This is a genomic window from Bacillus paramycoides, assembly GCF_038971285.1.
Taxonomy (GTDB): Bacteria; Bacillota; Bacilli; order Bacillales; family Bacillaceae_G; genus Bacillus_A.
This window is the reverse complement of the sequence record NZ_CP152427.1, coordinates 965196-977739: the sequence shown is the minus strand read 5'-3', so window position 1 is coordinate 977739 and position 12544 is coordinate 965196. Positions and strand designations below refer to the sequence as shown.

Annotated in this window: 8 protein-coding genes and 1 pseudogene; 3 read left to right on the top strand and 6 right to left on the bottom strand. The window is 34.1% G+C overall.

The genetic code is table 11. The features are described 5' to 3' along the window. Positions 1-72: 72 nt before the first annotated feature. From AAG068_RS04970 to AAG068_RS04955, 4 genes are all read right to left on the bottom strand, one after another. Complete coding sequence (locus AAG068_RS04970) at positions 73-1863, bottom strand: hybrid sensor histidine kinase/response regulator transcription factor (RefSeq protein ID WP_342718379.1); 1791 nt, start codon at positions 1861-1863, stop codon at positions 73-75. Between the two features lie 4 nt (positions 1864-1867). Beyond that, positions 1868-2458 (bottom strand): sensor domain-containing protein, encoded by a 591-nt coding sequence (locus AAG068_RS04965; protein WP_342718378.1) that lies wholly within the window; start codon positions 2456-2458, stop codon positions 1868-1870. Between the two features lie 514 nt (positions 2459-2972). Beyond that, positions 2973-3329 (bottom strand): hypothetical protein, encoded by a 357-nt coding sequence (locus AAG068_RS04960; protein ID WP_342718377.1) that lies wholly within the window; start codon positions 3327-3329, stop codon positions 2973-2975. Positions 3330-3527: 198 nt separating this feature from the next. After that, positions 3528-4619, bottom strand: a complete 1092-nt coding sequence (locus AAG068_RS04955) for a serine hydrolase domain-containing protein (protein WP_342718376.1) — start codon at positions 4617-4619, stop codon at positions 3528-3530. A 558-nt stretch (positions 4620-5177) separates the two neighbouring features. Between AAG068_RS04955 and AAG068_RS04950 the strand changes: the two genes are divergently transcribed. The 3 genes from AAG068_RS04950 to AAG068_RS04940 all read left to right on the top strand — a co-directional run bounded on the left by AAG068_RS04950 (position 5178) and on the right by AAG068_RS04940 (position 10300). After that, on the top strand, positions 5178-7208 hold the full coding sequence (locus AAG068_RS04950) for a serine hydrolase (protein ID WP_342718375.1): 2031 nt from the start codon (positions 5178-5180) through the stop codon (positions 7206-7208). Positions 7209-7584: 376 nt separating this feature from the next. After that, positions 7585-8331, top strand: a complete 747-nt coding sequence (locus tag AAG068_RS04945; protein ID WP_342718374.1) for an ABC transporter ATP-binding protein — start codon at positions 7585-7587, stop codon at positions 8329-8331. Position 8332: 1 nt separating this feature from the next. Continuing rightward, entirely contained in the window at positions 8333-10300 is a 1968-nt protein-coding gene (locus AAG068_RS04940) for an ABC transporter permease (RefSeq protein ID WP_342718373.1), read from the top strand. A 149-nt stretch (positions 10301-10449) separates the two neighbouring features. On the opposite strand, the pseudogene AAG068_RS04935 reads toward AAG068_RS04940, so the two are convergent. Both AAG068_RS04935 and AAG068_RS04930 read right to left on the bottom strand, forming a co-directional pair. Then, positions 10450-10648, bottom strand: a pseudogene (locus tag AAG068_RS04935) (IS4 family transposase); the annotation flags it as partial. A gap of 145 nt (positions 10649-10793) precedes the next feature. Beyond that, positions 10794-12224 carry an IS4 family transposase gene (locus AAG068_RS04930; protein WP_342718372.1) on the bottom strand — a complete coding sequence of 477 codons (1431 nt, stop codon included), beginning with the start codon at positions 12222-12224 and terminating at the stop codon, positions 10794-10796. Positions 12225-12544 lie beyond the last annotated feature (320 nt).

Here is a 12544-nt window from a genome sequence, read left to right as displayed (position 1 = left end):
TCTTTAGCATCATTCCGATATGATTTAAATATAGAATTGTTCACATACCCTAGCTGTTGACTACATTCCAGCTTACAAAAGTAATCCTTTGTCTTTTGCCTTTTGCACGGCTTCTTCTCGATTTTTGACTCCTAGCTTCTCATAGAGATTGGAGGCGTAATTTCTTACTGTACCGTTTGACAAATAAAGTGTCGAAGCTATTGTTTTATAACGGCTTCCTTGTGATAATAGTTCCAAAATCTCTAATTCTCGTTTCGTTAATCCATACTCTTTTCCATCTGATCGTGATTCAAATAATCCTGTTTCTTCATTTTCTTCCCACATTCTATGGAACAAGCCATGATTAATTATCGTGCTTCCTCGATAGACTAGACGAATTGATTCAGCTAGTTCACGCGAATCTATGGATTTCAATACATATCCATCCGCACCATTTCGTATGATTTCTTTTGCCCTTTCTGTATCCTGAAAGGTTGACAGAATGAGTACACGAATGTCCGGCCATTTTTTCTTAATCATTTTAGTTGCATGAACCCCATTCAGATTTGGCATCTCTAAATCCATTAATATTACATCTGGTTTTAGTCTCTCACACAATTCCAAAGCCCGTTTTCCATCTTCAGCCATTCCCACTACTTGTAAATCCTCTTGTACATCCAAAATTGTATGAAGATTTTCTCGGATAAAAGAATGATCATCAACAATACATAGGCGGATTTGCTCATTAGACAGTTGTACTTGTTTCGGTAAAACACATGAAATTAATGTCCCTTCCCCTTTTTTGGAATAAACAATGACTCTTCCTTGTGACTGACTCACACGCTCTTTCATTGCAGTTAATCCAAAGCCATCCTTCCACTCTTCTATCCCACAGCCATTATCCTGTACATCCAATCTTATCTGTTGTGGTTCAAAATGAAGTGATACAATGATTTCTGTCGAATACCCATGGCGAACAGCATTTGTTAGTGATTCCTGCAGGCTCCGATATAATGCCATTTTTGATTGTTTGGAGACCATATACTCTTCTCCTATTATTTGAGTACGTACATTTACTTTTGCATGTTTCTTAAATTCTTCTGTCAATTGTTGTAATGTGACAGCTAAGGGAAGCGATTCTTGTGATAAATCTAATTTATGTAAATACAGTCTTACCTCTTCCATACTGTTACGAGCCAATTGTAATAATGAATCGAGCTGTTGCTCTCCTTCTTTAGACTTTAATTCCATACGCAATGTTTCCATCCCCATAATAATTGAAGTATAGGAATGCCCCATCGTATCGTGTAAGTCTTTTGAGAGCCTATCACGTTCCTCCAGTAATGTAATCCGCTCAACTTGAGATACGTATTGTTCCAATACATGTTTCTGGTTCCGAATAATCTCACTTTGACGGTAATTAATAGCCAGTAAACGAAAGAAAGAGCCCATAGCAAAAGCTAAACTGAGTTGTAGGATGATTACCCATAAATCTGTCACTTTGGAAAATATCGCAATGAGCAATGGGAACAAAATAATTGTGATAGGACCCGACCAGCGGTAAGATTTATGAACGCTATTTGCCGCAATCATAAAAGTTGGCATTAAAAAAGCAAGATACGCTGACGGAAATAATAAAGTTAAATAGAAACACACTCCGCCAAATAATATTATTTCAGTAAACAAATAATAGCGATAACTGAACATTAAACAAATCCAAGGTACTGAAAATGAAACGACTTCCCAAAGAATTATGATCCAAAGTGGTACTGTCAAATGATCTTGTTGTTGGATAGTCGCTGGTATCAATGATAGCCAAATAATAAAGCGTATACAAAGTAAGGCCCAATCATACCAAAACCATAGTTTCAAAGTCTTAAACAAATTATCACTCCTTTATAGCTTTAAACATGGAACGCGTGTACATTCCAATAATTCGAACTAAGCAGTTTCCAATAAGATTCTGTATCCAGATGAGAATGAAACCAACAATCATGACAAAAATTGCTGTCTCCCATGAATTCACAGCAATGCCCAATAAGTATATATTAAAATATCGAAAAAGTAAGGGGGTAAAGATACATACTAGCGGCATTACATACAGTAAAACAGCACATATAAGACTTATTATTCCGACAAAAAATTTCTGCATGAGCCAAAAAATAGCCCTCCAGTTGCTATTATTAAGGATTACATCCCTCGCTTTAATCCATTTATCTTCCTCCTCTTTTTTTCTTGATTCGAATAACTCTATCGATATATCTGTATAAACCTTCGTTTGAATACGCTCATACTGAATAAACGTGTGAGTTGTTTGTAATACCCACGCTAACAAGGGAATACCCAAAAAGATAATCGTCATTACTAATGCAAATGTAATGCTGACCAGATAGAAACAAAAGTAAAAAAATCCGGATACAAAGGTAAATAGAAAGAAATAAAAATCTTGCAAAGTTTTTTGAGCTGATGCTTTTGTCATTAAAATCTCTCCTCCTCATACATTGCTAATACGTTAAAAGCTACTTTTTTATTCTAAGTATTTTTCTGTCACATACGATAGTGTCAAAATGTCATGGTTTGTATGACATAACTATCAATACAGACTTATCCCACTCAACTTTTATTATCTTTTATAAATATGACAAAAAATTCACTATCGACTATGACTCACCGCTTTCTACACTCTGTTCATACGCTAACTCTTTATGCTAAAGATAGAATTGTGTTCCCAATTTCACCTTTTTTCTTTGCAAATTTTTTAATACAAAAAAGGAATCCTTATAATAAGGATTCCTGAAAGAAACGACGTGTCATAATCAATTCCTTGATCTCGTGCATCATACGTATAAATTTCATCGTCCCTCATTTTATCTACTAAATAATACGTAGTATTAGATTTTAAGAGATTCAAATTTTTTGTATTCCTAAATAAATCTATACCTACCCTTGTTATTCCAGTAACATTTCTTAGGTACTTGCTGCATATTAAATTATTATGCTCTGGGATTTCGCCTCCCTACCTCAATAAAATAATTATGGTTACCTAGTTGTCGAGATAAAAAAATTTGATTAACTTCTTGTTTCTTTAAATTCAATGGTTCTTGAACACTCATTGTACGTAGTTTATATTTGTCCTCATCTTCATCATTATATCGAAATACAAAATCATCAGTTTTTGTTGAAAATGATATAGTTAGCTGTTCAAAAATAAACTCTGACAACTTGATGGTTTCATTATATTTCTCTTTAGACATTACATTATTTGATGTATCTGCATAGCTAGATATTGGTAAACTAATTGATGTAGTAATAACACCAGTTGACAATAAAAGTGCTAAACTTTTTTTCATGCTTTTTCTCCTTTGTTGTTACATCCTTCATTAAACAGAATGTCTCTATTTTTAGAAGATTGGTAGCACCATATATTCATCAAATTAAGAACTTACTTTTCCTAAACAATTTTTTAGAGTAAGTTGTTTTTTCGAACCAGAAAAGTATATTTTCCGCTATAAAAACTATGACAAAGTTTATCCATTTTTCCTTTTTGCCTACTTGCTAAATTCAGCAAGTAAAATATTTTTATAAAGATCAGGACTATTAGCTTTAATGCTGTTCAAATTAACGGCTAATGTATGCTTGCCTCCAATTGTGCCTCCGGCAAAAGTACTAAAACCTGGATTGCCACCTGTATGTCCCCATATCGAGACACCTTTTGGAAGTTTAGTTTCATAGATTCCAAGACCATAATTATCAATTCCCGCTATTCCTGTAGGAACTGTAGTAAGCATTTGTTTTAGTTGCTGTTCCTTTAGTAATTTTCCACTAAGCAAGTAAGAGAAAAATTTGTTTAAGTCATCAGCAGTAGAAATTATATCTCCATCGGAGTTACCTGGGTAAGAATAAGTAACGTCTTTTAGCTCCCTTTCTCCGTCATATCTTTCATATCCACGGGCATGATTGGTACCTGGGATAACAGTTGAATTACCAGGTAGGAATGTATTCGACAATTCGAGCGGTTCAACAATCCGATTTTCAACCTCTTCTGCATAGCTATTTCCAGTTACTTTTTCAATAAGGATACCCAATATTACGTATCCCGTGTTTGAATAAGACCAGCCCTTACCTGGGGCAAAATCTGGGGGAAGAGAAATTCCCATCTTTACTAATTCATCGGCCGTATACATTTTTTTTGTATCCATAATATCATAGTCTTTTGACTTTAAGTATTCAGCAATCCCACTTGTATGATTCAATATCTGCCGAATCGTAATCTGGTTACCATCATAGCCGTTTCCTTGAATAACGCCAGGCAACCATTTTTCGATGGAGTCGTCTAGATTCAAGCGGTTCTCTCCAGCCAATTGAAGTAGAACTGTTGCAATAAATGTCTTCGTCACACTGCCAATGCGAAAGCGAAAATCTGTTTTCATTGGTTTCTTGGTTCTCAGATCTGCTATACCAGCGGCATAACTCCACGTTTTTCCACCCTTATAAATTGTAGCGAGTATCCCTGGATATCCAAGTTGTAGTGTATCCCGCATTGCTTTCTTGACGGAAGTACGATCCCGTGGAGTATTTGTTTGTAACGAACTAGATACATTTTGATCAGACTCACTCGTAATTTGCTTACTTGTTCTCATAAGATTCTCCCTTTCCTCTAATCATATTGTGTAGATGGTTGTTAACTGTTTCATACTAAGCACACAGCTATCATCTCTATTAAAAGTTTAATATTACACTTGTAATTATCTTGCTAATTATTTTTTCACAAATGCCATTGTATTCTAACAAACGATAAATTCCTCTTTTTCCACATGTATGTTAATCCTAGAAGAACCACTATTATTACTGGTTTGTTTTTAATAAATAGATCATACCTATTTCCCCTTTCACGCCTCATTATATTTTTTAACATACACAATAAAGCTCTCCCCTCCTCATTTATTATTAATGGGTAATAAACTGCTCCTTGATTCTAAGGGTTTTTCTGTCACATACGTTAGTGTCAAAATGTCATGACTTTTATGACATAACTATCAATACAGCCTCATCCACTCAATTTTTGTTTTTCTTTATAAATATGACAGAAGTTCACTATCTACTATGACTCGCCGCTTGTTACACTCTGTTCATAAGCTAGTGAGTCACTAACTCGTTGAGCTAACAAAAAATCCTAATTAAATAAAGGAGCGTTCAAAATGAAACAAGCAATTAACAAACTGGGGATCGTTGCAGTTCTTCTTTCTTCTTCAACAATGATTTCTGCATGTTCCCAACAATTAATAGAAGCTGAAAAATCAAAACCATTAGCATCCTCGACTAATATTCAAACGATGGAAGGACCTAATAATAAAAAAGAAATAGAATCTTTTGCTGATCCGTTATTTGAAGAAAAAATGAAGAAGTATAATGTGAACGGTTCTAGTTTTGTCGTCGTTCATGATGGAAAGGTCGTTGTCAATAAAGGGTATGGATATGCCAATAAAGAAAAGAAAATTCCCGTCACTAAGGACACGGTCTTTCAAATCGCTTCAGTATCAAAAACTTTTACTGCTTTGGCTGTGATGCAGCAAGTCGATAAAGGAAAGCTTAAACTAGATCAAGATGTACAAAAATACCTTGGTGGATTACAAATTCCTAATCAAACAAGGAAACCTCTCACCCTGTTTGATATGCTTACTTATACTAGCGGGGTAGATTTTCCGGATCTCACAAATATAACTGGACCCGAATACGTTCATAATAGTATACCAATGAAAGAATTTTTCTCTAAGCACATGCCAACGGTGATACGGCCACCAGGGGAAGCTTATACGTATGACAACGTCTCATTTGCGCTCGCAGGGTTTGCAGTAGAAAATGCTACTAACACCCCTTTCTCAAAATATATGGAAAAAAATATTTTCAAACCATTAGATATGGAATCTACGAGTATGAGCTTTACGCCTGACCTCCTCAAAAGAATGGCTACACATTATGGTCCCACAGGTGATCCGATTCCAACAAGCGGGAGCGGTTTAAGGGATACACCACAAGGAGGCATTTTATCTACTGCGGAAGACATGTCAAAATACATGATTATGCAACTACAGAAAGGAACGTTTAAAGACAAAGAAATTGTAAGTAAAAAAGGCATAGATATGATGCATGCCTATCAAGTTTTTGATGATAAGACAGTCCCTGTTGCGACAATTGGATTTGAAACGCCTTTTAATAAATTTGCTAACGGTCAACATGTTGTAATGAAAGGTGGAAGTATGCCTGGGCATCAATCACTGCTGATTTTAGTGCCTGAACAAAAAACAGCATTCTTCATGTCTTACAATAATGATTCAATGATGAGTATAGACATATATGAAGCTCTCATGGATCACTATTTCCCCGCTAAGAAGAATGAAGTAAAAACAAGTTATCTTCCGTTAGAAGAAAAAGAAGCTCAGAAATACTTGGGCTTATTCCAAAATACGCGTTTCTTTGCAATTCGCACTCATTTTACTTATGAAAATGGGAATTTGGTCATGGAGGGTGGAACAACTGGAAAACAAGTTCTGAAAATGATTCATCCGTTGTTATTTGAAGATTTGGAAGGTAACAAAGTTGCTTTCAAAAAGAATTCAGCAGGAGAAATCACATATTTTCACTGCACCTCTCCTAAAAGCCTTGATTTTGTAGCAGATGCTCAGAAAATTAACAACAAACTACCTTTTGATGACGTGCCACTAAAGAATAAATATAGAAGTCACATTGATAATCTTCATGCTCTAAATATTATGGGTGCTAAAACAGATAATCTATTTAATCCGATGGACACCATGACACAAGGAGAATTTGCGGATACACTGTTACTTGCTCACGGATGGAACGGTTTTCCGGACGAATCCAAGGAGGCAAGGGAAAAAATGATGAATGGAATTCCAGAGTATAATCGTGCTACCCCGATTACACGACAGGTCGCAGCAACCATGATTCAAAACGTAAAGCAAATTCAAGACTTGAAAATGATTCAAAATGATAAATCTAGTAAAGTTAAATTACTTGATACCGCAGATGATTGGGCAGTCCAATCTATTCAAGCACTTGCCTCCCAAGGAATTCTAGACCCTGATACTTCCATCAATGCTGACGGATCTTTTATGTTCCGTCCGAAAGACCTGTTACTGCGTCAAGAAGCCAGTTCCTTACTGGATTTAGCTTTTGGCTATTATGCATTGCCTATTAAACGAAAGTAGATATTTATTCTAATTTGAATAATAAAAAATGGGATGCTAGTACCTTATCAATATTAAGCTAAAATAAAACAAGAAATTTAACTTTATAAGACCTTTATGAAAACGCAAACGATTCGAAGCATAACTCTATATATTTGAAATTTTTGTATTAAAAAAGGAACCTATTAGGAAATATGATAGGTTCCTTCCTTTAATTTAATAGACGTTATACACTGTAAATATGGTGAGTTAGATCTTCAACCTCTTCTAAAACAATTCTCTTAAAAGATAGAAATCTTACATGCTTGTAAGGTAAATGTAAGACAATTCAATATGAGGACTATAATACTTTAGATTAAATTATATATAGCCAATAAAAGAATAGGAGATAACAACTATGAGTATATTAACAGTCCGTAACTTAAGTAAAATTTATAATACAGGAAAAGTATCTTATACAGCTCTGTCCAATATTGATTTGACAATACAAAAAGGAGAATTTGTAGGAATTATGGGAGCATCAGGAAGTGGCAAATCAACTTTACTGAATATGATTTCTACTATTGATGCACCAACATCAGGAGAAGTATGTATTAACGAAAAAAATCCTCATTGTTTATCTTCTAATGATTTAGCATTATTTAGAAGACGCGAACTAGGATTTGTCTTTCAATCCTTTAACCTCATGAATACGCTAACTGTAAAAGAGAATATTGTTTTACCACTTACATTAGATAATGTAAGTTTGAATGAAATGAACAACAAAGTAGAAGTTATTTCTAAAAAACTGGGGATTGAACAGATTTTAAATAAAAGAACCTATGAAATTTCAGGAGGACAAGCTCAACGAACCGCCATTGCTCGTGCCCTCATTCATTCTCCTCAATTAATATTAGCAGATGAACCAACAGGAAATTTAGATTCAAAAACAGCAAATGATGTGATGGAACTCCTTAAGAAATTAAATCAAGATCAACAAGTAACTATGATGCTAGTGACACATGATCCAGTGGCCGCGAGTTACTGTGATCGAGTAATCTTCATTACAGATGGATCTTTTTATAATGAAATTTATTGCGGTGACAATCGTTCAAAATTTCACAAAGATATTACAGATGTACTATCTTCACTAGGAGGTAATTAACATGAATTTTCGTCAGCTTGTATATAATAATGTCACTCGTAATAAACAATTATACCTTGGACATTTTTTGAGTAGTACATTTGCCGTGATGATTCTATTTACTTTTGAATTGCTTGCATTTCATCCTAATTTCACTGGAAATCTTGTATCGACCAGTGAGACCATGAGTTCGTTAAGTACAAAAGGATTTAAAATTGCTCAATATCTAATTGTATTTTTCTCCTTCTTTTTCATTCTATATTCTATTACTATGTTTTTAAAAACAAGGAAGAAGGAATTTGGGATTTTATTACTCCATGGCATGTCTAACGCACAATTAAAAAAGCTAATTTTCATGGAAAATATGCTAATTGGATGTTCTGCAATTATTGTTGGAATTGGACTTGGATTAGTTTTTGGAAAATTAATCTTACTGATAAGTGGTTCCCTTTTCCTATTAAAAGGTGGGCTTCCATTTCATTTTCCTACTAAGGCAATTTTAGTGACATCTCTTATGTTTTTTATTTTATTTATACTTGTCACTTTTTTCACTGTACGAATAATGAAGGTATCACAGCTAATTGAACTCATGAAATCTGAAGAAAAACCAAAAACGGAACCAAAGTCATCTAAATGGCTAACTTTCTTCTCAATTCTTTTTATTTGCATTGGATATGTCTCAGCATTTTATTTGGATATGGCATTAAGAAAAGGAATTGAGATATATGTTCTATTACTATGTGTTTTCTTAACTGTATTAGGAACATACTTTTTATTTACTCAGCTAAGCTTTTATGTCATTAAAATATTAAAAAATCGTCAATACACTTTCTTTAAAAAAACCAATATGTTAATGATTTCAGAGTTAACATATCGTATGACAGATAACGCAAGAACACTCTTTTTAGTAAGTGTACTTTCCGCAGTTGCCTTTACCTCTATTGGTACTTGTCTTTCTATTGGAAATGGCGCATTAGCGGAAGTTAACAGTCCTTATGCATTTGAATATAAATCATTTAAACACAACAAGGAGGATGCATTTCATATTTCTCAAATAGAGCAACAACTACATAATGATGGATTCTCATATAAATTAGTAATTTCTACTGCTTTTAATACAACAAGTCATGCAACACCAATTATGAAACTGACTGATTACAACGCAACTGCCAAAACACTAGGATACCCAGCAGAAACGTTAAATAAGGAAACAGACAGTCTTATCCTGCCATCAAAAATGTATCTGAGAGTAGCTCCTCAAGAGAAATTAAAGAAACTGTCTTCATCTCTTACACTGGAACACGGTAATATGAATTATAAATTTTCTAGTAATAAAATATTAATGGATAATATTATCAGCCCATCTGATAATTTTTCTGTCGTTGTTTCGGATTCAATGTACGAAACAATACTAAATACACAGTTAGGAGAAGCAGAGGTCGATCAATATATAGACTATCGTTTTTTAATTAAAAACATGTATGAAACAGCAGATGTGGCTAAAAAACTTACAAAGATAATTCCAAATGATTATACAAACGCATATCGACCTTTTATATTTGATTCTCCGGTATTAAAATGGTTAGAAAGTAAACAAGTGAATGCGATACTATCTATTCTTAGTGTACTAGTAGGAGTTGTATTTTTTATATTTACAATTAGTTTCTTATACTTCCGTTTATTTACAGATTTAGATCGAGATAAAAGCCAATTCCAAATGCTTTCTAAATTAGGGTTAACTAAAAGAGAAATAAAAAAAATTGTAACCCAACAAATTAGCATATTATTTTTTATACCTATTGTGATTTCTGTTCTTCACAGTAGCGTAGCCTTCTTGGCAATAAGATTTTTAGCGCAGAGCAGGCATATAGATTTACCTATTGCAGGGAATTCTATTCTCATATTCACGAGCTTTATTAGTGTACAAATAGTTTACTACCTTATTATTAGAAGAAGTTATTTGCGTCAAATACTGAATTCCATAAATTAAAGTGGAAAATGGGGGCCCGCCACATCGCATCAAGCTAAGCTCATATAACGTCAACGATAACCGAGATTATTTCTTTTTTCGAAATCCTATATGTAGGTGCTTTAAAGATTTGCATACGAAACAAACCCTACCGGGTTTATTTTTTTGAATTAAGCCGCTTGATTATCAGACATGGTAATTGCAAATGACACCTAATATATCAAAGACTGTTTTCTTCTCATATCGATGAGATTTTCACCCGTTTTGCTGTAGGAGGTTGAACAGGCGAATGAGAATCTTTGATAGCTCTTGGGTGTCTTTCTGTATAGCTTGGAAAAGAAGAAGAAAGTAATCTTTAAACATATATATGGGGTAGCACCACACATCCATCAACTTAAACTATATGTTTATACAAAAACTGATCTTTCCATGTAGTTTTTTATTATCTTTTATAGATATCATAAAAGTAGGCATATCAAATAAACCCTGACGGGTTTCAATTTTTTTACTATAACTATGCTACCTGATGGATTGAAGTGGTATACTCATAAACAACGCCCAAAATATCAAAGACCGTTTTTTTCTCATATCTGTGGGATTTTCGTCCGTTTCGCTGTAGGAGGTTAAACAGACGAAGAAGAATCTTTGATAATTCTTGGGTGTTCTTATGTAATGCTTGATAAAAAAGTAAGAAATAATCTTTAATCATGTACATCGCTTTATATTCACTTAGCTCTTTCTGTTTCTTACGTAACAGAAGTTCTCTCATTTTAAACATAGTAGAAGAACATAATAGGATACTAATGAGTTGTCCATAAAGGTGACATTCTAGTCGCTCTTGTTTAATAGATTTACAACGATGAATTTGAAACCAAGATTTCCATATTTTAAATAACAGCTCAATTTGCCAACGCAATGAATATAAATCATAGATTTTCTCTTTTGGCACCCATTCCGTAGGAATGTTTGTCATATATACCGTAATTCCTTGTAAGAGTTTCGTACGCTCTGTATATGTAATCCCTTTTTTCTTTTCGCGAATAGCTCGATCACGTAAGCGTTTCTGTTTTTGCTCCTCCGTACACCTATAAACCACAATGCGAGTAGGCAACTTGCCTTTACTCCCTACATATACATCATGTAACTCATACACTTGACCAGGTTGTAATTGTTTCATGATATCTTCTAAATGAATTTGTATATATACGGGTCTCAATTGAGCAGGTTTTGTTTTAAATACCACTGTTTCGAATTCTTTCCTATATATTTTAGTTGGTAATTTAAGACGTGATAAATAATATCCTTGCTTATCTTGGATAGACTTAAAGTCCTGTAAACGAAAGTATCCTAAGTCACGAATATATAGTTCATTCTTTTGTATCATGCCTGTTCGAGTTGCACCATATGCCTGATCACTTCGTTTTCCTGGTTCAATTTTCACATCAGGAAATTCTCCGCTCAACAAGTCATACTCTAATTGAATTTTTATACCAGCTTTATGACTACATCCTCCGGCACCAGGATAAGTAGATGCGAATCGATCTGGAACTTGAAAGGTTGTAGAATCAAGGATGCGAATGCGCTCAAAGTAAGCAGAAAGAGAATGAGAAATCTTAGATAACCCTCCAATCTTAGCTTGTAGAAGTGTAGTAAATACAGTTCGAAAGAAGGCTACCGAAGCTGAGTTAAAGCGTCGATTAAGTCCCTCTGGACTTAACAAAACCCCTGTTGAGGTTTCTAATTGACTACAAAGTTGAGTAAGAGAGGTAGTAGCGATTTGTTGATTTAACCATACACACAAAGATAGAAAATGGTGCCCATGGCACTTACGTTTTCGTTTCATTCCGCCAGCTTCTATAGCTAATCGATTAAGTGTAGCGGGAGACATATATCTATACAACTCTTCGGCAAATAAAGACAATTCTTGTTTTTGATGCATATTCATAAAAAGCACGTCACCCTTTCTCATTAATATAAGAAAATAGTAACGCACTTTCAATTTCAAGAATAGTCAAAATCCTTAAGTTGATGGATGTGGGGTAGCACCACATGCCCATCAACTTAAGAATTCAGAATTACCCCAAAACGAAAAAATGAACTTTTTGTACAAGTTAACACAAAATTCCGTTCTGATGGTAGAATAATATTCGGTTGGGAGTCCAATACATATTATTAAAATTAAGATGGTTCAAGTCGGAGGAAGGCACCTTAGGATGTCTTTTCTCTTTAAATTAAAAAGTTTGAGAAATGGAGTCTTTAGTCATA

Coding starts and splice junctions, on each gene's coding strand:
- AAG068_RS04965 (WP_342718378.1), bottom strand. CDS start 2,458: ATGACAAAAGCATCAGCTCAAAAAACTTTGCAAGATTTTTATTTCTTT.
- AAG068_RS04960 (WP_342718377.1), bottom strand. CDS start 3,329: ATGAAAAAAAGTTTAGCACTTTTATTGTCAACTGGTGTTATTACTACA.
- AAG068_RS04955 (WP_342718376.1), bottom strand. CDS start 4,619: ATGAGAACAAGTAAGCAAATTACGAGTGAGTCTGATCAAAATGTATCT.
- AAG068_RS04950 (WP_342718375.1), top strand. CDS start 5,178: ATGAAACAAGCAATTAACAAACTGGGGATCGTTGCAGTTCTTCTTTCT.
- AAG068_RS04945 (WP_342718374.1), top strand. CDS start 7,585: ATGAGTATATTAACAGTCCGTAACTTAAGTAAAATTTATAATACAGGA.
- AAG068_RS04940 (WP_342718373.1), top strand. CDS start 8,333: ATGAATTTTCGTCAGCTTGTATATAATAATGTCACTCGTAATAAACAA.
- AAG068_RS04930 (WP_342718372.1), bottom strand. CDS start 12,224: ATGAATATGCATCAAAAACAAGAATTGTCTTTATTTGCCGAAGAGTTG.